This window comes from Oceanimonas sp. GK1 (assembly GCF_000243075.1).
Taxonomy (GTDB): Bacteria; Pseudomonadota; Gammaproteobacteria; order Enterobacterales; family Aeromonadaceae; genus Oceanimonas.
In genome coordinates, this window is sequence record NC_016745.1 from 919,192 (window position 1) to 938,542 (window position 19,351).

At 60.4% G+C, this 19,351-nt stretch carries 19 protein-coding genes and 1 other RNA gene; 13 read left to right on the plus strand and 7 right to left on the minus strand.

All coding sequences use genetic code 11. The annotated features are described in order from the left end of the window. The first annotated feature begins 28 nt into the window (after nucleotides 1-28). Nucleotides 29-1,206, plus strand: a protein-coding gene (locus GU3_RS04360) for an IS3 family transposase (RefSeq protein ID WP_148265849.1) whose coding sequence is annotated in 2 segments (ribosomal slippage) — nucleotides 29-320 and nucleotides 320-1,206 — 1,179 coding nt in all. Because the reading frame shifts where the segments join, the coding sequence is not laid out codon by codon here. 77 nt (nucleotides 1,207-1,283) lie between these two features. On the opposite strand, the gene degS is transcribed toward GU3_RS04360, so the two are convergent. Then, entirely contained in the window at nucleotides 1,284-2,381 is a 1,098-nt protein-coding gene (gene degS, locus GU3_RS04365) for an outer membrane-stress sensor serine endopeptidase DegS (protein ID WP_041542925.1), read from the minus strand. A 95-nt stretch (nucleotides 2,382-2,476) separates the two neighbouring features. After that, nucleotides 2,477-3,835, minus strand: coding sequence for a Do family serine endopeptidase (locus tag GU3_RS04370; RefSeq protein WP_014291339.1), 1,359 nt, complete (start codon nucleotides 3,833-3,835; stop codon nucleotides 2,477-2,479). Nucleotides 3,836-4,047: 212 nt separating this feature from the next. Between GU3_RS04370 and zapE the strand changes: the two genes are divergently transcribed. The 9 genes from zapE (at nucleotide 4,048) to GU3_RS04415 (ending at nucleotide 11,660) form a co-directional block, all read left to right on the plus strand. Continuing rightward, nucleotides 4,048-5,148 carry a cell division protein ZapE gene (gene zapE, locus GU3_RS04375; protein ID WP_014291340.1) on the plus strand — a complete coding sequence of 367 codons (1,101 nt, stop codon included), beginning with the start codon at nucleotides 4,048-4,050 and terminating at the stop codon, nucleotides 5,146-5,148. A 251-nt stretch (nucleotides 5,149-5,399) separates the two neighbouring features. Next, nucleotides 5,400-5,828 (plus strand): 50S ribosomal protein L13, encoded by a 429-nt coding sequence (gene rplM, locus GU3_RS04380; RefSeq protein WP_014291341.1) that lies wholly within the window; start codon nucleotides 5,400-5,402, stop codon nucleotides 5,826-5,828. A gap of 15 nt (nucleotides 5,829-5,843) precedes the next feature. Then, nucleotides 5,844-6,236, plus strand: a complete 393-nt coding sequence (gene rpsI / locus GU3_RS04385; protein WP_014291342.1) for a 30S ribosomal protein S9 — start codon at nucleotides 5,844-5,846, stop codon at nucleotides 6,234-6,236. Nucleotides 6,237-6,534: 298 nt separating this feature from the next. Next, nucleotides 6,535-7,125 (plus strand): ubiquinol-cytochrome c reductase iron-sulfur subunit, encoded by a 591-nt coding sequence (gene petA, locus GU3_RS04390; RefSeq protein WP_014291343.1) that lies wholly within the window; start codon nucleotides 6,535-6,537, stop codon nucleotides 7,123-7,125. A 4-nt stretch (nucleotides 7,126-7,129) separates the two neighbouring features. Beyond that, complete coding sequence (locus tag GU3_RS04395; protein WP_014291344.1) at nucleotides 7,130-8,347, plus strand: cytochrome bc complex cytochrome b subunit; 1,218 nt, start codon at nucleotides 7,130-7,132, stop codon at nucleotides 8,345-8,347. Next, nucleotides 8,344-9,078, plus strand: coding sequence for a cytochrome c1 (locus GU3_RS04400; protein ID WP_014291345.1), 735 nt, complete (start codon nucleotides 8,344-8,346; stop codon nucleotides 9,076-9,078). The genes GU3_RS04395 and GU3_RS04400 overlap by 4 nt, the downstream gene beginning before the upstream one ends. Nucleotides 9,079-9,165: 87 nt before the next feature. Further along, nucleotides 9,166-9,795: a stringent starvation protein SspA gene (gene sspA / locus GU3_RS04405; RefSeq protein ID WP_014291346.1), complete on the plus strand. Its 630-nt coding sequence runs from the start codon at nucleotides 9,166-9,168 to the stop codon at nucleotides 9,793-9,795. Nucleotides 9,796-9,806: 11 nt separating this feature from the next. Beyond that, complete coding sequence (locus GU3_RS04410) at nucleotides 9,807-10,235, plus strand: ClpXP protease specificity-enhancing factor (RefSeq protein WP_193372548.1); 429 nt, start codon at nucleotides 9,807-9,809, stop codon at nucleotides 10,233-10,235. A 105-nt stretch (nucleotides 10,236-10,340) separates the two neighbouring features. After that, a complete protein-coding gene (locus tag GU3_RS04415; RefSeq protein WP_014290740.1) occupies nucleotides 10,341-11,660 on the plus strand; it encodes an IS4 family transposase in 1,320 nt (439 codons plus the stop codon). Nucleotides 11,661-11,711: 51 nt separating this feature from the next. Here GU3_RS04415 and dolP read toward each other — a convergent pair whose 3' ends face one another. The 4 genes from dolP to GU3_RS04435 are packed head-to-tail and all read right to left on the minus strand — an operon-like array spanning nucleotide 11,712 to nucleotide 14,964. Then, complete coding sequence (dolP, locus tag GU3_RS04420; RefSeq protein ID WP_014291348.1) at nucleotides 11,712-12,290, minus strand: division/outer membrane stress-associated lipid-binding lipoprotein; 579 nt, start codon at nucleotides 12,288-12,290, stop codon at nucleotides 11,712-11,714. A gap of 4 nt (nucleotides 12,291-12,294) precedes the next feature. Then, the gene (locus GU3_RS04425) at nucleotides 12,295-12,885 is read right to left on the minus strand and encodes an SIS domain-containing protein (RefSeq protein WP_014291349.1); all 591 of its coding nucleotides are present in this window, start codon (nucleotides 12,883-12,885) and stop codon (nucleotides 12,295-12,297) included. Between the two features lie 8 nt (nucleotides 12,886-12,893). Beyond that, nucleotides 12,894-13,274 carry a YraN family protein gene (locus GU3_RS04430; RefSeq protein WP_014291350.1) on the minus strand — a complete coding sequence of 127 codons (381 nt, stop codon included), beginning with the start codon at nucleotides 13,272-13,274 and terminating at the stop codon, nucleotides 12,894-12,896. Then, entirely contained in the window at nucleotides 13,231-14,964 is a 1,734-nt protein-coding gene (locus GU3_RS04435; RefSeq protein WP_014291351.1) for a penicillin-binding protein activator, read from the minus strand. Before GU3_RS04435 ends, GU3_RS04430 begins: the two co-directional genes overlap by 44 nt. 174 nt (nucleotides 14,965-15,138) lie before the next feature. On the opposite strand from GU3_RS04435, the gene rsmI reads away from it, so the two are divergent. Beyond that, on the plus strand, nucleotides 15,139-15,978 hold the full coding sequence (rsmI, locus tag GU3_RS04440) for a 16S rRNA (cytidine(1402)-2'-O)-methyltransferase (RefSeq protein WP_014291352.1): 840 nt from the start codon (nucleotides 15,139-15,141) through the stop codon (nucleotides 15,976-15,978). A gap of 220 nt (nucleotides 15,979-16,198) precedes the next feature. Here the strand turns inward: rsmI and GU3_RS04445 are convergent, their stop codons facing one another. Beyond that, nucleotides 16,199-18,085 (minus strand): methyl-accepting chemotaxis protein, encoded by a 1,887-nt coding sequence (locus GU3_RS04445; protein ID WP_014291353.1) that lies wholly within the window; start codon nucleotides 18,083-18,085, stop codon nucleotides 16,199-16,201. 178 nt (nucleotides 18,086-18,263) lie between these two features. On the opposite strand from GU3_RS04445, the gene rnpB reads away from it, so the two are divergent. Then, nucleotides 18,264-18,646, plus strand: an RNA gene (rnpB, locus tag GU3_RS16675) — RNase P RNA component class A. Between the two features lie 246 nt (nucleotides 18,647-18,892). Beyond that, nucleotides 18,893-19,351 carry a division/cell wall cluster transcriptional repressor MraZ gene (gene mraZ / locus GU3_RS04450; RefSeq protein WP_014291354.1) on the plus strand — a complete coding sequence of 153 codons (459 nt, stop codon included), beginning with the start codon at nucleotides 18,893-18,895 and terminating at the stop codon, nucleotides 19,349-19,351.

Below are 19,351 nucleotides of genomic sequence, written 5' to 3' on the forward strand. Positions count from 1 at the left end.
AGACACCTTCATTTAATGAGAAGGTGTTATGAAGTACAAACCCCACCGTCACTTTAGCGATGCATTCAAACGTGAGGCCGTCGAGGCCTCGCTATCCACCACAGAGACACAAGCTCAGCTTGCTGGCAGACTCGGGATCCATCCTAACCAATTGAGTCGCTGGCGCAGAGAGTGGATCATGACCAAGAAATCATCTGACAAAGCAGTTGAAAACATCGGACCAGAAAAAAGTTTGCAGGATCTGGAGCGTGAAAATGCTCGACTGAAGAAGCTGCTTGAACGAAAAGAGCTGGAGAACGAAATCCTAAAAAAGGCGCAAGAGTACTTCGCCAAGCACAGCAAGTAAGGTTTGCCTTTATCGAGGCTCACCGAAGTCAACGCTGGCGGGTCTCGATAATGTGTGAAGTACTCAATGTGTCACGAGCGGGATATTATCGTTGGCGAGCACGTCAGCATGCTCCGGGAGAACGTGTCATCAAGCGACAAACTCTGAAAACCTTCCTGCTCGAGCGAGCCAGGCAACAGAAGAATGTGCCGGGTTATCGCAAGCTGTGGCTGGAAGCACGGGATGCCGGGTTCTGCTGCGGCAAGAACCAGGTTCAGCGCTTGCTGAGAGACGCTGGTTACCATTCATGCACGGCTCTTAAAGCAGGGTATCAAAAGCCGACATCATTCTTGCCTGTGCTACCGAACTTGCTGAATCGCCGCTTCTCGGTTGGTGCGGCAAATCGAGTCTGGGTATCAGATATTACTCAAATCCGGTGCCACGAAGGCTGGCTCTACATCGCAGTAGTCCTGGACCTGGGTACACGTCGCGTGGTGAGCCGAGCCATGGGTGCCATCAATAGCGCCCAGCTGGTGCTGGAGGCCCTTGAGCAGGCATGGCAACATCAGCGGCCAGATGGGACACAGTTGTTGTTCCACTCTGACCAGGGGAGTCAGTATCGCAGCGAAGAGGTGATGAGATGGCTCACTACACGGGGAATCACCATCAGCATGTCTCGGCGAGGTAACTGCTGGGATAACGCCTGTTCGGAAAGCTTCTTCGCGCTGCTCAAGAAGGAATGGACACATCCATTAGGAATGCTCGGAAGAGACGAAATGGCAGATGAAGTCCGGTATTATACGGACGAGTATTACCCGAAAGTGCGGCGCCACATGGCGCTGGGAGGAATAACTCCCAATGCCTACGCAGCTGCCGCTTAACTTAAGTGTCTACTTTATCGGGGCCACTCCAAATCCCTAATCCCTAATCCCTAATCCCTAATCCCTAATCCCTCTTTTTATCTCAGTCGCTGAAAGCGGCGATCTTCCTCGATCTGTACCGGCAGGGTCAGGATCTTGCCTTCCCGCAGCACCGTCACGCGAATTTCCGTGCCCGGCCGGGTTTCCGCCACCATGTCCATGGCTTGGCGGGTGTTGGCGATCTCCTCGCCGTTGATGGCCAGCAGCACGTCGCCGCTTTCAATGCCGGCCTTGTCGGCGGGCGCATTGGTGCTGACGCTGTCCACATAGATGCCGGCGCGCTCTTCCAGGTTCAGCAGCCGGGCCATGACCGGGGGAATATCGGCGCCGCCAATGCCCAGGTAACCCCGGATCACTCGACCGTTGGCGATCAGATCCTGCATGATGCGGGTGGCGAGGGCATAGGGAATGGCAAAACTGATGCCATAGCTTTCCTGGTGGGCCACGCTCTGGAAAGAAGCGGTATTGATGCCCACCAGTTCGCCATACACATTGACCAGGGCGCCGCCGGAGTTGCCGGCATTGATGGCAGCGTCGGTCTGCAGCAAATCCTGGCGGCCGTTGCTGTCCGGCCCCATGCTCGACAGGCCGCTGCGGCCGGTGGCGCTGATGATCCCCTGGGTGATGGTCTGGCCTACGTTGTAGGGGTTGCCGATAGCCAGCACGATGTCGCCCACCTGGGGCGCGAGATCCTCGCTCTGGGGAATGACCGGCAGCCGGTCGGCGTCGATTTTCAGCACCGCCAGATCCGTGGGCACATCAAAGCCGATCACCTTGCCGGCGATAATGCGGCCATCCTGCAGCGCCACTATCACCTGATCCGCTTCGGCGATCACGTGGTAGTTGGTGAGCACATAGCCCCTCGGCGACATGATCACGCCCGAGCCCAGGCCGGTGGCGCTCAGCTCGGGGCTGGTGCCGCCATGCTGAAAACTGCGGGTGTAGATATTGACCACGGCGGGACCGGCCCGGGCGGCGGCGTAGGCAAAACTGGTGATGCCGGCCTGGGGATTACGCCACCAGTGTTCGATGGACTGGGTACGCAGCTGGGGAAACAGCAGCAACAGCAGCACGGCCATCAGTACGCCGTAGAGCACGCCCTGAAGACTGTATTTGAAAAGAGTGGCTGGCCGCATGGCATGAGACGGTGGCTGTTGAATCCACCAAGCATAACATAAAGGAAAGGCCAAGGGAGTGCTGCCGGCGGCAGACTCCCTTTGGTGTCAGGGAGTTATCTCAGTACCAGGTAAATGGAGGAGTTGCCGCGCTGAATGTTCAGGGCCAGCACTTCCGGTTTGGCCTCGATGATCTTGCGCAGCTCGCCCAGCTCTCTGACCCGCTGACGGTTGACGCCGATGATGACGTCCCCTTCCTCCAGGCCGGCCATGGCGGCGGGGGAGCGGGGCGTGATCTCGGTGATCCGCACCCCGCGCACGGCGTCGCCCCGCTCGCTGTTGGCCAGGGAGGCGCCTTCCAGTGCCGGGTGCAGGGTGTTGGCCGACAGGCTTTGCTCACTGGCCCGGTCCAGGGTGACGTCCACGGTGCTTTCCTTGCCGTCCCGGAACAGGCCCAGGCTGACGGTGCGGTCGGCGCCCATGGTGGCCACCTTGGCGCGCAGCTCGCCAAAGGAGCGGATCGGCTTGCCGTCCAGGCTGATGATGATGTCCCCAGCCTTGAGTCCGGCCTTGGCGGCGGCGGAGTCTTCCAGTACCTGGCTAACAAAGGCGCCGTGCTGGCTGCGGTAGCCAAAGGTGCGGGCCAGCTCGGAGGTCAGCTCGCCGCCCATCACACCCAGCACACCCCGGCGCACTTCCCCGTATTCCAGAATTTGATCCACCAGGTTTTTCACCATGTTGGCGGGAATGGCGAAGCCGATGCCGATGTTGCCGCCACCCGGGCCCAGAATGGCGGTGTTGATGCCCACCAGCTTGCCATCCAGATCGAGCAGGGCGCCCCCCGAGTTGCCGGAGTTGATGGCGGCGTCGGTCTGAATGAAGTTTTCCAGGTTTTCCACGTTGAGCCCGGTGCGCCCAAGAGCGCTGATCACGCCGGTGGTCACGGTCTGGCCGAGGCCGAAGGGGTTGCCGATGGCGATGGCGAAATCCCCCACCCTGAGCTTGTCGGAGTCGGCGAAGTCAATTTCCACCAGGTTTTTGGCATCCACCTTGAGCAGGGCAATATCGGTCTGCTGGTCGGTGCCGATCAGCTCGGCTTCGTATTCCTGACCGTCGGTCAGGGTGATGAGGATCTTGTCGGCGTCGTCGATGACGTGGTTGTTGGTGATCACATAGCCCTTGTCGGCATCAATGATGACCCCGGAGCCCAGGGCCTGAAAGGGGCGCTCGCGCACCTGCTCGCCGGGCACGTTGGGGCCAAAGAAAAAGCGGAACGGCTCGGGCAGGACCTGGCGGCTGATCTTGCTGCCGGAGACCGAGATATTGACCACGCCGGGGCTGACCTTTTCCACCACCGGAGCCAGGCTGTTGATCTCGCTACCGGCGCCAAAGGGCAGGGCGGCCTGGGCCGCGGGCAGGGCGGCGAACCCCATGCTCAGGGCCAGGGCGGAAACCAGGGGGAGTCGACCTTTCATGCATATGCTCCTAACTGTTCAAATGATAAATGCCGGAAATTGCTTGTTCAGACTCGCCGTCGTGAGCGGAGTTCCGTGCCAGCGTGTCAAATGGTGCTGCTTTCATTAATTGTGGTTTTTGTGTGGAAGATCAAGCCTCTGCCGGCCATTCCTTGCCCTGTCCCAACCCGCCTCGCTACACTGGCGGCCCTTGCGTTCATTCAGTGATTGCCATGACCCCGAGCAGTAAATACCAGGCGGATCTGACCCGTTCCGATTTTGTGCGCGACCCGGCCCAGGCCGAAGCGGTGGCCCATTTACAGCGTTTGTACGACGATCTCACGGCGGTGCCGGCCGAGCCTCCCAGGCCCAGCCTGTGGCAGCGGCTCACCGGTCGCCCCGAGGTGCCCGCAGCACCGGCTCGCGGGCTGTATTTCTGGGGCGGCGTGGGCCGGGGCAAGACCTACCTGATGGATACCTTTTATGACTGTCTGCCCTTTGAACGCAAGCTCAGGGTGCACTTTCACCGTTTTATGGTGCGGGTGCACGATGAATTGCAAAGCCTGAAGGGGCAGGCGGATCCGCTGAAAACCGTGGCCGAGCGGTTGGCCCGGGACGCCCGGGTGATCTGTTTCGACGAGTTTTTCGTGTCCGACATCACCGACGCCATGATCCTCGGCACCCTGTTTGAATACCTGTTCGGTCATGGCGTTATCCTGGTGGCCACCTCCAATATTCCCCCCGACGAGCTGTACCGCAACGGCCTGCAGCGGGCCCGTTTTCTGCCGGCCATCCAGCTTATCAAGGCCCACTGCGAGGTGGTCAATGTGGACTCGGGGACCGATTACCGGCTGCGCACCCTGCAGCAGGCGGAAATTTATCACTACCCGCTCGACGTTCAGGCCAGTGCCAACCTGGAGCAGTATTTTGCCCGCCTGAGCAACGAGCCGGGGCGCTGGGGCGCCGATATCGAGATCAACCACCGCCAACTGGCCACCATTGCCGAGGGGGATGGCGTGCTCTACATCGGCTTTAACGAGCTGTGCTGCACCGCCCGCTCCCAGCTCGACTATATCGAGCTGGCCCGCTGCTACCACAGTGTGCTGCTGGCGGACGTCCAGCCCATGGGGCTGGACACCGACGATGCCGCCCGCCGCTTTATCGCCATGGTGGACGAATTCTACGAACGCCACGTCAAACTCATTATCTCGGCGGCGGTGCCCATGGAGCAGTTGTACGGGGAAGGGCGGCTCAATTTCGAGTTCCGGCGCTGTCTGTCGCGGCTGACCGAAATGCAGTCCCATGAATATCTTGCCAGAGAGCACCTTCCTTAGTCACAATATGCGCCCCGGTCCGAGGCATGGTCGGGGGAAAGGGCGGGCGAGCCGGCCGGTTTCAACGGGCATTGAAATTAGCAGGTGATTTTTAAGGCAACTTTACCTATAATCGCCCGGCCCACGTTACACAGCCGCCGATAAGGTGGCATCACAGTAAGCAGACAGCTACTCGAAGGGGTAGGGGGTCTGGTCGTGTTTTGCGCATGTGCGCAAGTGTAGGATTCATTTTCAGTAATTTGGGTTCATCCATGAAAACTTTTGTTGCTAAGCCAGAAACCGTCAAGCGTGACTGGTATGTTGTTGATGCAGAGGGCAAAACTCTGGGTCGTCTGGCCACCGAGATCGCCCGCCGCCTGCGCGGTAAGCACAAGCCGGAATTTACTCCTCACGTTGACTGCGGTGACTACATCATCGTGATCAATGCCGAGAAGGTACAGGTAACCGGTAATAAGGCCCAGGACAAGATTTACTACTCTCACTCCGGTTTTCCGGGTGGCATCAAGTCCATCAGCTTTGAAAAGCTGATTGACCGCAAGCCCGAGATGGTTATCGAGTCTGCCGTACGCGGCATGCTGCCCCGCGGCCCCCTGGGTCGTGCCATGTACCGCAAGATGAAAGTCTATGCGGGCAGCCAGCACAACCATGCTGCGCAACAACCTCAAGTACTTGACATCTAAGGCGGGATTAGGCAAATGGCAGAAACTCAATACTACGGTACCGGCCGTCGCAAAAGCTCCACTGCGCGCGTATTCGTAAAGGCGGGCAGCGGTAACATCGTTATCAACCAGCGTTCACTGGATCAGTACTTCGGTCGTGAAACCGCCCGCATGGTGGTTCGTCAGCCGCTGGAACTGACCGAGCTGAGCGAAAAGCTGGACCTGTACATCACCGTTGCCGGTGGTGGTATCTCCGGTCAGGCTGGCGCCATCCGTCACGGCATTACCCGTGCCCTGATGCAGTATGACGAGACCCTGCGCGGTGCTCTGCGCAAGGCCGGCTTCGTGACCCGTGACGCCCGTCGCGTTGAGCGTAAGAAAGTTGGTCTGCACAAGGCGCGTAAGCGTCCCCAGTTCTCCAAGCGTTAATTGGGACAGCAGTCTTGTATATCAAAAAGCCCGGTTTACCCGGGCTTTTTTATTGTGTAGAGCCGGTTTTCACGCATCAATCACTCGTTGCTTAGATATTGATTTGAAACAAGTTGTGGCGCCATATATGAGAGCTTGGGCACTCTGGCCGTCCTTGTAAAAGACCGCGCTTTTCATTAGAATTTCCGGGTTTTTTTGTGGCAATTGAAACCATGATATCCGCCGCGGTTGCCACATCGCAGTATCAATGCATGGAACGAAAAATAAATGCGCGGAGACCAAATGGGAGAGTTTTTGGATGAGCAATGCGCCAGTTGATACCGGTCGCCGCAGATTTCTGACCTGGTCAACCACAGTTGTGGGTGGGGTCGGAGCTGCTTTTGCCGCTGTGCCCTTCATAGCATCGTGGAACCCCAGCGCCAAGGCGAAAGCCGCCGGTGCGCCGGTAGAAGTCGACATTAGCAAAATGGAGCCCGGTCAGTTGATTCGGGTGGAGTGGCGGGGCAAGCCGGTGTGGGTTGTGCGTCGCAGCCAGGAAATTCTGGACGGGCTGCCCCAGCATGACAACCAGCTGCGGGATCCTGCCTCCGAGCAGCCGCAACAGCCGGATTACGCCCAGAACGCCTACCGTTCCATCAAGCCCGAGGTGTTTGTGGCCGTGGGCCTGTGCACCCATCTGGGGTGTTCGCCGACCTACCTGCCCGACAGCTTCGGCGAGCAGGTGCAGGGTGTCAGCGCCGGCTTCTTCTGTCCCTGTCACGGTTCCAAGTTTGACATGGCCGGCCGTGTGTTCCAGGGGGTTCCGGCTCCGCTGAACCTGGTCATTCCCCCTTATTACTATGTCAACGACGCCACCATTCTGGTGGGCGAAGACAAGGAAGGAGCCTAACATCATGCTGGGTAAACTCGTAAGCTGGATCGACGAGCGCATTCCGATGACGGCGACCTACAACAAGCACGTAGGTCAGTATCCCGCGCCCAAAAACTTCAACTTCTGGTATTTCTTTGGCTCCCTGGCCATGCTGGTGCTGGTTAACCAGATCCTGACCGGCATCTGGCTGACCATGAACTACAACCCCTCCGGTGAAGGCGCCTTCGCCTCCATCGAGTACATCATGCGGGACGTGGAATACGGCTGGCTGCTGCGTTACATGCACAGTACCGGTGCCTCCGCCTTCTTCGTGGTGGTCTACCTGCACATGTTCCGGGGACTGATCTACGGCTCTTATCAGAAGCCGCGCGAACTGCTGTGGCTGTTCGGCATGCTGATCTTCCTGGTGCTGATGGCGGAAGCCTTCATGGGCTACCTGCTGCCCTGGGGCCAGATGTCGTTCTGGGGTGCTCAGGTGATTATCTCGCTGTTCGGGGCCATTCCGGTCATCGGCGACGATCTGACCCTGTGGATTCGGGGCGACTACGTGATCTCCGGCGCCACCCTGACCCGCTTCTTTGCGCTGCACGTGATTGCCCTGCCGCTGGTGCTGGTGATCCTGGTGTTCCTGCACATTGTTGCCCTGCACGAAGTGGGCTCCAACAACCCCGACGGCATCGATATCAAGAAAAACAAGGACGAGAACGGCTGGCCGAAAGACGCCATTCCCTTCCACCCTTACTACACCGTAAAAGACATTGTCGGTGTGGCCGGTTTCCTGTTCTTCTTCGCCTTTGTGATTTTCTTCATGCCCGAAGGCGGTGGTTACTTCCTGGAAGCGCCGAACTTTGAAGCGGCCAACGGCCTGAAGACCCCCGAGCACATTGCGCCGGTCTGGTACTTCACCCCCTTCTACGCCATTCTGCGGGCGGTTCCCGACAAGCTGATGGGTGTTATCCTGATGGGCCTGTCCATTGCCGTGCTGTTCGTGCTGCCCTGGCTGGATCGCTGCAAGGTGCGTTCCTTCCGCTACCGCAGCAAGCTGCACCTGCTGAACATCGCTCAGTTCGTGATCTGCTTTATTATTCTAGGCATTCTGGGCGCGCTGCCGTCCACGCCGGTACTGACGCTGCTGGCCCAGGTGACTTCGTTCGGCTATTTCGCCTTCTTCGTGCTGTTGTTCTTCTACAGCAAAAACGAAAAAACCAAGCCGCTGCCAGAGAGGGTAACGTTCAAATGAAAAGGATAGTTGTTGCATTGTTTGCGCTGTTGCCGGCTCTGACCTTTGCTGCCGGCGGCAATGTTCACCTCGACGAGGCGAACTATGATCTGACCGACAAGGCCTCGCTGCAAAACGGCGCCAAGTTGTTCATGAACTACTGTGCCGGCTGTCACAGCACCCAGTACCAGCGTTACAACCGGGTGGCCGAGGATTTGGACATTCCGGAAGACGTGATGCAGGCCAACCTGAACTTCACCGGCGTGGCCATCGGTGAGCTGATGGAAAACGCCATTCCGGAAGCCGATGCCGCCAACTGGTTTGGTGCCGCGCCGCCGGATCTGACCCTGGTTGCTCGGGTGCGTGGTGCCGACTGGCTCTACACCTACCTGCGTTCCTTCTACAAGGACGACAGCCGTCCCTTTGGGGTGAACAACCTGGTGTTCCCGTCCGTGGGCATGCCCCATGTGCTGGAACCGCTGCAGGGCAGCGCTCATCTGAAAACCGAAACCCGCACCGTTGACGGTGTGGAAGTGGTCACTCCGGTGGGCATTGAAGCGGACGGCAACGGCGAGCTGAGCGCCGGCGAATACGACCAGGCGGTGCTGGATATCGTCAACTTCCTGGTGTATTCCGGTGAGCCGGTCAAGCTGGAGCGTCAGCGCCTCGGCTACTGGGTACTGGGCTTTTTGGCTATCTTCTTCGTCATTGCCTACCTGCTGAAGAAAGAGTACTGGCGGGACGTACACTGAGTAGACGTCGTCTAAGCTGAACAGGTGAACGGCAATGGGGGTATACTGCTTCCATTGCCGTTCCATTTTTGATTTCTGGAGGATTCAATGGCAGTTGCGGCCAACAAACGTTCCATTATGACGCTGTTTTCGGGGGCGGATGACATCTACAGCCACCAGGTGCGCATTGTACTGGCGGAGAAGGGTGTCAGTGTGGAGATCAGCCAGGTCGAGCCTGACAGCCTGCCCGAGGACATGCTGGAGCTGAACCCCTACGGTACGGTGCCGACCCTGGTCGACCGGGAGCTGGTGCTTTATGAATCTCGCATCATCATGGAATACCTGGACGAGCGCTTTCCTCATCCGCCGCTGATGCCGGTGTACCCGGTGGCCCGGGGCAACAGTCGGCTGATGATGCACCGCATCGATCAGGACTGGTATTCACTGGTGGCGCGCATTCAGCGTGGCGACAAGGCCGACGAGGCCCGCAAGGAGCTGCGTGAGGCCCTGCTGGCCATTGCGCCGGTGTTTGCCGAATTCCCCTTTTTCATGAGTGAAGAGTTCAGCCTGGTCGACTGCTACATGGCCCCGCTGTTGTGGCGGCTGCCGTCCCTCGGCATTGAGCTGTCCGGCCGTGGCGCCAAGGAGCTCAAGGCCTACATGGTTCGTCTGTTTGAGCGTGACTCCTTCCAGGCCTCGCTCACCGAAGTTGAGCGCGACATGGGCGGCAAGGTGTGACCATGGACGAGATGACCCCCAGCCGGCCCTATGTGCTGCGGGCCTTTTACGACTGGCTGCTGGACAACGAACTGACCCCGCACCTGCTGGTGAACGCCGAGGTGCCCCATACCGAAGTGCCGCGCCAGTACGTTAACGACGGCCAGATCGTGCTCAATATCTCGCCCAGCGCCGTGGTCGGCCTGCACATGGACAACGAGGCGGTCAGCTTCAATGCCCGTTTCGGCGGCCAGCCGCTGCAGGTGTACATTCCCATGGCGGCGGTGGTGGCCATTCAGGCCCGGGAAAACGGCGCCGGCACCTTCTTTCCGCCGGAGCCGGCCTACGAGACCTGGCTGGAAGCCGCCAGTCGGGAAGACGATGAGCCGGTGCCGCCGGAAATGGAGCCGGCCCAGCCTGCCCCCAAAAAGGGACGGCCCAACCTCAAGGTCATCAAGTAATAAAAAACGCAGCCACGGGCTTAATGCCGATCAGTTAAGCCAAATCGCTTGACGATCCCGCTCAGAAGATCAAAATCCGATGATCACAGGTCATCGGATTTTTTTATGCTGCTTTCTGACGCACTGGCTCGCACCTCCCTCAATCGCACCGTTGAATTTCACAGCCTGGCTGAGGTGCTCGACCCCGAGATAATCCAAGCTTGTCTGGCTTCAAACGGGGTGGCGACGGTGCGCAAGCGCAAACTTCCGATGGAAGCCATGGTCTGGGCAGTCATTGGCATGGCGCTGTTTCGTGGCGATTCCGTACGCCAGCTCATCAATAAGCTGGATATCGTCCTGCCACAAGAAGTCGACTCGGTGGTGCGCAGCGCGGTCACACAAGCACGTAAAAAGCTGGGCAGCGACGTGGTGCGCGATATCTTCAGGCAAACCAGTGCCAACTGGCATGCGCAGGCTCAGCATCCGCACTGGAGCGGACTGAACCTGTATGGTGTTGACGGCGTAGTCTGGCGCACTCCGGACTCACCACCGAATGCCGGTGCCTTTGCCCGCACCGCCAACCAATCCACGGACGCCGCTTATCCCCAGGTGCGCATGGTGTGCCTGATGGAGCTGAGCAGCCATTTGTTGGTGGACAGCGCCTTTGACAGCGTCGCGGTCAATGAAATGCAGCTGGCGGTCCGCTTGCTGCCGAGCATACCGGACCATAGCCTGACGCTGTTTGATAAAGGGTTCTACTCATTGGGGTTGCTGCATGCCTGGCAACAAGGGCAGCAACGGCACTGGTTGCTGCCGTTGCGTAAAGGCACGCAGTATGAGGTGGTGCGCAACCTGGGCCGCGATGACAAACTGGTGCGGTTGACCCCCAGCCCGCAGGCAAGAAAAAAGTGGCCCGACTTATCGGAGACGCTGGAAGCGAGACTGCTGAGTAAAACCGTCAAGGGAAAGCTCGTTCATATCCTGACCTCTCTGACCGATGCCATGGCCTATCCGGGTCGGGATATTGTGGATTTATATGCCCATCGCTGGGAAATCGAGCTGGGCTATCGAGAAATGAAGCAGCACCTGCTGGACAGTCGCTTCACCTTGCGTAGCCAGTTGCCGGAGCTGATACACCAGGAGTTATGGGGTGTGCTGCTGGCCTACAACCTTATCCGCTACAAAATGATCTTGATGGCTCGAGTGTTACCGGCGACCTATCCGAATCAGCTGAGCTTCAGGGAAGCCTCGTCCTACATCATCTTCAAGCTGAGCCAGCTGCCCAGTGTGGCACCGGGCAACTTGCCAAGAGAGGTATTTGCCCCAGAGAAACAGGCCAAACAGTTCAAGCTGGAGGGGAAACGAGAACGAAGTTATCCAAGAGTGCTGAAAGCTTCCAAAAACACCTATCCGGTCAGAAAGAAAAATGCCGCTCACCTTAAGTGAACGGCATTAAGCCACGGGCTGCGTTTTTTATTACGTCTAACGTCTAACGTTTCAGGGCGCATCCTGGACGTATTCAAAGGCGGTGACCACCCTGGACACGCCAGCCACGTTACGGCTCAGCTGCACGGCGATGTCCGCCTCCTTGCGGGTGACCAGGCCAATCAGGAATACTTCGGTGTTTTCGGTGACCACCTTGAGCTTGGTGCCGTCGATGTTCTTTTCCGCCAGCAGGGTGCTCTTGACCTTGGAGGTCAGCCAGGTGTCCCTGCTCTGCTGGGCCAGGGTCAGGGGCGGGCCGATGCGCACCTCGTTGAACACTTCCCTGACCCCGGGCACCTCACGCACTATGGCCTCGGCCCGGGCACGGTAGGCCTCGGTGGGAGTCTGGCCGATCAGCAGGGCCTTGCCGTTGGTGATGATCACCGCAAAGCGGCTCTCATTCCACATCGGCTTTTCTTCCCCGAGCCGGTGCAAGGCGCGCATTTCCATGGTCTGATCGCCGATCTGGGTGCCGAAGGTGCGCCTGTCGGTGATCATGTTGGCGCTGGTGGCGCCGCCGGCGGCCACCAGGCCGGCACAGCCCTGCAGCAGGGCAAGGGAAGTCAGCAGCGTGATCACTGTCTTGTTCATGCAGTCAGTCCTCCTGGCTGGGAAACAGGGTACGGTCGATGAGATCGCACAGGCAGTGCAGGGTGAGCAGGTTTACCTCGTGAATGCGCGGTGCCCGCAAGGCTGGCACTCGAATTTCCACGTCGTTGGGGCCGAGCAGGCCGGCCAGCTCGCCGCCGTCGCCGCCGCTCAGCGCCACTATGGTCATGTCCCGGCTGAGCGCCGCCTCGGCGGCCTTGATCAGGTTGCGGCTGTGGCCGCTGGTGGAAATCACCACCAGCACGTCGCCGGCCTGGCCCAGGGCTCGTATCTGGCGGGCATAGGCGTCGTCGAAGTGATGATCCACGGCAATGGCACTGATGCTGCTGGTATCCAGGGTCAGGCACATTGCCGGCAGGGCCGGACGTTCGGTTTCATAGCGGTTGATAAGCTCGCTGACAAACAGCTGGGCCAGGGCATTGGAGCCGCCATTGCCGCAGACCAGCAGCTTGTTGCCGTTGAGCAGGCACATCACCATCATCTGCGCCGCGGCCAGAATGTCGTCGGGCAGGGCTTCGGCGGCGGCGATTTTGGTCTGAATGCTTTCGGTAAAGCTGGCTTTGATTTCTTCCTGCATGAGGCTCCTTAAAAGGCGTTGGGTATCCAGTTGAGCTGGTCGCCGTCGCAGGCAACCAGATCGAAACGGCAGGGCTGATGTGCTTCGTTCAGCCCCTTCATGTGCAGATAGCTGAGGGCGGCACGGCGCAGGCGCTGCTGTTTGGTGGTGGTTACCGACACGGCGGCCCCGCCGAAGCGGCGATTCTGGCGATAACGCACCTCCACAAACACCAGGGTTTTTCCCTGGCGCATGATGAGGTCAATTTCGCCCAGTTTGCACTGGTAGTTACGGGCCACCGGCAGCAATCCCTGAGTGCGCAGGTAGTCTTCGGCCCGGCGTTCATACAGGGCGCCATGGGCGCGTTTATTGTGGCCCGGTTTGCTGTTCGATGGAAAGCCAGTCGCCATTGACGTATTCCCTCCATTCCAGGCGGCGCTGTACCACGCCCGCGGGCGATACCGTCAGCTCGCCGGTCAGTCCCGGCACCGCCGGCGCCCCCTGGCGCAGCGCCGGCAGTTGCATCACCACGGCCCTGGCGTCATAGCCCAGGGCAAACAGCCGCAGCCAGGCGGAGCTGGCATCGGGCCAGAGGGCCAGCACCTCCTCCTTCAGCTGGGGCGAGCCGTCAAACATCCAGGGCATGTCCGCCAGCCGTAATCCGGCCAGCTCTCCCATGGGGGCTTCGCCGGCGGGAATGTAGCTGCGGGAGATCACATAGGTGGGCAGGCGGCCGGCCCGGCTGTCCCGCACAAAGTCGAAATAGGGCAGAATAAAGCGGGTTTCGGCGGCGTTGGAGACCATAAACACCGAGTCCGGTGCGCGGGCTTCCGGCACCGCGCCCAAGGGGGTGCCGCCATTCACTGGCAGCCCCGGGCCGGCAGCGGCGGGGCGGCTGCTCAGGGCCCGGCGCACGTCGGCCTCGATGCCGGCCTGGTTGCTGAAATAGGCCAGGATGGCGGGGCGGCCGCTCTGGGCCTGCCACTGACGGTTGAACTCCGCTGCCACCCGGCGACCCAGCTCGTTGGCCGGCGCGAACACCAGCGGCTGCTGGTGGCCGTCGTCCCAGATGCGGCGGGCGGCGTCGGCGGCCTCGCCCTCGGGGGACAGGGAAAAATAATAGAAGCCGGCCAGCTCCGGTTGATAGGCGGGCTGGTTCAGAGCCAGCACCGGAATGGCCGGGTCCTGCTTGAGCAGGGCGTCCACGTTTTCCTTGAGCAGGGGCCCCAGAATAAAGTCGGCGCCGGCCTGCATCACCTGCAGGTAAAGGGCACCCATCTCGGTCCCCTGAGTGTCAAAAAAGCTGACCCGGGCAGACTGGCCCTGACCGGCGCTGAGAATGCCGTTGCGAATGGCTTCGCCCTGCTCGGCCAGGCGGCCGGACAGGGGCAGCAGGACGGCGATGTGACTCGGGTTGAAGTCTTGTTGCTGCGCCACCGCCTGAGTGTCGGGCAGGTAGGCCCGGCCCGGGTGCTCCGGATAGCTGTTGCTCCAGGACTGCAACTGCCAGTTGCGCTGGGCCTCGGGCTGCCCGGTGGCGTTGAGGATGGCCATCAGCCGGAACCAGCCATTGGCCTCGGCGGAATATTGCTCGCTCTGGGCCTGGCGCAGGTTGGCGGCGGGCACCGCGCTCAGCAGCCGGTGAATGCGCTCGCGGTTGTTGCCCTGGGCGGGGCCGGAAAGCAGCTCATGGCGGGCAATCAGGGCCAGGGCGGCTTCCAGCGGCTGTTGCTGTTGCTCGTACAGGTTGGCCTGCAACAGCCACAGGTAGGCCCGGGCGGAGGGGGCAAGGGCTTGAGCGTCGATGCTCTGCAGCCGCTGCAGACCGGCTCCCGGTTGCTGCTCCGTCAGCAGCACGGCGGCGTCGAGCAGAGTGAGCACCGGCTGTTGGGACAGGGAGGCGGCATTGCGCAGGTTGTTGAGCCGGGCTCTGGCGTCGGCGGTGTTGCCCTGCTGCAGCTGGGCGCGGATGGCCAGTACTCGCCAGGCAAAGGCGTCGTCTCCGCTGGCGACCTCGGCCTGGGCCGAATACTGCTCGGCTGCGCGGTCAAGGGGACTGAACATGTCCGGTGCCGGCTCGGGCGTGACGGCGGGCTGCATGAGCCCGGTCCCGCAGGCGGCGAGAACCGATGAAAGCACCAGGGTAAACAGCAGTCGTGTTACACTGGCCCATTGAGTTTGAGTTGCCAATCCCTTATTTCCCATGCTGAGTCATTCTGGTCCTAAGTGTAATCGGGCCGGGACGGTGAAACAATTGCTTGCACAGGAGTCATCATGAACCAGGCCGCCGCCCTTTACATTGTGCCCACCCCCATCGGAAACCTGGGTGACATCAGCCAGCGTGCGCTGGATACCCTGCGCCAGGTGGATGTGATTGCCTGCGAGGACACCCGCCATACCGGCAAACTGCTGTCCCATTATCAGATTGGCACCCCTACCTGGGCGCTGCACGACCATAACGAGCAGCACAAGGCGGAGCAGCTGGTGAACCGGTTGCTGGACGGTAAGAGCATCGCCTTGGTGTCGGATGCGGGCACGCCGCTGATCAGCGACCCCGGTTATCACCTGGTCAACCGCTGTCGCGAGGCTGGCATTCAGGTGGTGGCGCTGCCCGGCCCCTGTGCCGCGGTCACCGCGCTGTCGGCGGCCGGCCTGCCCACGGATCGTTTTGTGTTCGAAGGCTTTTTGCCCGCCAAGGACAAGGCCCGTCACGACAAGCTGGAAAGCCTGAAGGACGAGCCCAGAACCATGGTGTTTTACGAATCCCCCCGGCGTCTGCTGGATACAGTGGCGGCGCTGGTTGAAGTGATGGGCGAAGAGCGCCGGCTGGTGGTGGCCCGGGAGCTGACCAAGGCCTTTGAAACCATTCACGGCCTGCCGGCAGGCGAGATGCTCGACTGGCTGAAGGAAGACGCCAACCGCTGCCGGGGCGAAATTGTGCTGATGGTGGCCGGACACAAGGCGGACGCCGATGCCCTGCCGGTGCCGGCGCTGAAAACCCTGGCCCTGCTCAGCGCCGATCTGGGGCTGAAAAAGGCCTCGGCCCTGACTGCCGAGATCCACGGCTTGAAGAAGAACGCCCTGTACAAATACGGGCTGGAAGCCGGCTTATAATCCGATGTGAAGATCGTCTGCCACAGCGCATAACGTCGACCAAAGGGCCTGCTTCTCGACACGCTTCGAGCACCTCCTTGTGTCGCTCGGCAAATGCATCTGACCGCCAGGGATGGCGGGAATGCCGAAAATGCAGGAGCAATTTTTCGGCCCCTGCATTTGATCGGTCGTGAAGCAGCTCCCTTTGCCCTCCTGTTGGTAATCTGAGCTGATTGCCGGGTTAAACTCTGAATTGCCCCAGCCGCAGTTCCTGCTGTTCCACCTGTTGCTCCATGATGGCACACTGTGCCACCTGATGGCGGGCGCCATCCGCCACTGCCTGGCCGTGATCACGAATGTTGGTGGTGTTGCGGTTGATCTCCTCGCTGGTGGCGCTTTGCTGCTCGGCGGCGGTCACGATCTGCAGGTTCATGTCGTCGATACGCGTCATGGCCTCACGAATGCGGGTCAGTAGCGCGTTGGCGGCGCCCGCTTCTTCCGCGGTGCGGCTGGCGGCGTCACGGCTTCGGTGTATGCGCGACTCGGCCAGGCTCACGCCCTGCTGCAGGCGCTCAATCATCTGGCGAATTTCCTGAGTGGACGCCTGGGTGCGCGAGGCCAGGGAGCGCACTTCGTCGGCCACCACCGCAAAGCCCCGGCCCGACTCACCGGCCCGGGCCGCCTCGATGGCGGCATTGAGCGCCAGCAGGTTGGTCTGCTCGGCAATGCCGGTGATCACCGACAGAATGGATTCTATCTGGCCGCTGAGCTGGCTCAGCTCGTTGATGGCCAGGCTGGTTTCGTCCATGTCCTCGGCCAGCCGGCGAATGGCGCTGGTGGACGATGACACCACGCTCACGCCGTCTTCGGTTTCCCGGCTGGCGTCGGTGGCCGCCTGGGCCGCGTGCTGGGCGTGGCGGGCCACGTCTTCGGCCGTGACCGTCATTTCCTGCATGGCGGTGGCCAGCTGATCCAACTCCCGTAATTGCTCCTGCAGCCGGCCGGCGGCCTGCTCGGCTTCCCGAGTGGTATGGCTGGCGCTGGCTTTTACCTGCTGCGAACTGCCCTTGACCTCGCCGATCAGGGTTTGTAAGTGCTGCAGCAGGCCGTTGAATTCCTGCTCTACCTGAGTGATTTCGTCATTTCCCCGGGCCGGCAGCCGCCGGGTCAGATCCCCTTCGCCCTGGTTGATCTCCTTCAGTGACTGGTGCAACTGCACCAGCGGGCGCAGCAGATGACGCACCAGAAAGCCCAACAGCAGCAGGCTAAGGGCCACACCGATAAAGGTACCTATTGCTGCCCGGCGGTTAAGGTTGTCAACCTCGCTCATCACAGTATCCCGATCCAGTACCACGCCGATATACCAGTCCATGCCGCTGAGGCCGTTCAGGGGCGTAAAGGACACCAGCAGGTCGGCCTCGTTACCGCTTATCTCGGTCAGGGTGGCTTCCAGGGCCGGGGTTTTGCCGTTAAACAAGGTGCTCAGCGGCTGGCCGTTAAGGGCGGCATCGGGATGGGAAATGATATTGCCCTTGCCGCTCAGCAGAAAGGCATAGCCTGCCTGGTTGAAGTCGAGGGTATTGAGGGCGTCGGAAATCACGCCAAGGTGAATGTCGCCGCCAAAGGCGCCGCGGAATTCCCCCTGCTGAGTGAATTTGGTTACGGCGGAGATCATCAGCTCGCCGCTGCTGGCGATCACATAGGGCTCGGTCAGCACCGCTCGCGGGGCCAGCCGGGCCTGGTCATACCAGGGACGCTGGCGGGCATCCCAGTCGGCCGGCGGGTTCCAACTGGCGTCGTTGGTAATGGCCCGTCCGCCGGTGCTCTCCAGTCCGCCGAACATGGAGTCGAACTGTTCCACCAGCACAGGATCGGTAAAGGCGGCATTGATCTCGCCGTTGTCAAACCGGCGATCCAGCTGCTGGGCGGTGAGATCGATCAGCTGCAGCTTGCCGTTGAGCCAGCCGGTGATCTGGCGGGCCAGGGTGTCGCTGGTTTCCATGATGCCGGCCCGGGTTTGCGCCATCAGGGCGGCGCGCATCTGGGTGGCCTGCAGTACCGACAGCACCCCTGTGGTTAAAAACAGCACGGCCGCCGCCGCCCAGCCGACCTTGTGGGCAATCTTCATGGTCATCGTCCTTGATGGGTTCCGAAAGAGAATGCTCAATAATAAAGCGCTTCAGGTCGTGGCCCCAGAGCTTGTCTCGGTAATTCGTCAAAATGAGATCCCGGCCACTGTTTAGCCTGCAGAAGGTGCAATTTGAATGGGACTGGCGCCCGGCGCCGGCCTGGGGTACACTGCGCGCCGAGCTGGCCGGACAATCGCTGCCTCGTCGTGGTGCCTTTGGCAGACGGGCGAGGGGGAGGAAAGTCCGGGCTCCACAGGGCAGGGTGCCAGGTAACGCCTGGGGGGCGTGAGCCCACGACCAGTGCAGCAGAGAGCAGACCGCCGATGGCCTTCGGGCACAGGTAAGGGTGAAAGGGTGCGGTAAGAGCGCACCGCGCGGCTGGTAACAGTCCGTGGCACGGTAAACTCCACCCGGAGCAAGACCAAATAGGCCTCCTACAGGCGCGGCCCGCGCTGGAGGCGGGTAGGTTGCTGGAGCCGGCGAGCGATTGCCGGCCTAGAGGAATGATTGTCAATCGGGCTTGCCCGATACAGAACCCGGCTTACAGGCCAGCTCACCTTATTTATCCACAACGCAGCCATCAGGCTGCGTTGTTTCGTTATGCCACCGGCTTCCGCGTATTTTTTCTTTGTCTCTCGCCTTTTCACGGCAAATCGCCGTTGGTGTTTTTAAACAGAGTCGTCAACAGCGCCCTTTGTCGTGAGCAACTATTTCCTTGCTTGAAATGCCGGTATTCGCTCCTTACACTTGGTGCGGTGGGAAAAAGTGGATCTTTGTGGAACAAAGTAGAATTTCAGGGACTCTGAATGTTGCGCGGTGCCCATGCCATCAGCCTGGACAGCAAGGGGCGGCTGGCCATACCAACCCGATATCGTGAGCCGTTGCGTGATGAATGCGATGGCTTGCTGGTATGCACTATCGACATCAGCCACCCCTGTCTGTTGCTTTACCCGCTGAACGAGTGGGAGCTGGTAGAGAAAACCCTGCGCAGCCTGTCGAGTACTCATCCCCAGGAGCGGCGCCTGCAGCGGCTGTTACTGGGGCATGCCGCCGAGTGTGAACTGGATGGCAACGGCCGTTTTCTGGTGCCGGCGCCCCTTCGGTTGCACGCGGGGCTGGATAAAAAAATCATGCTGGTAGGGCAGCTTAATCGTTTCGAAATCTGGAGCGAGCCCCGCTGGCAACAACAAATAAACGATGATTTGCAGGCGCTTCCCGAGGAAGGCTGGGACTCATCGGAACGATTGCGGGACTTTTCGCTATAA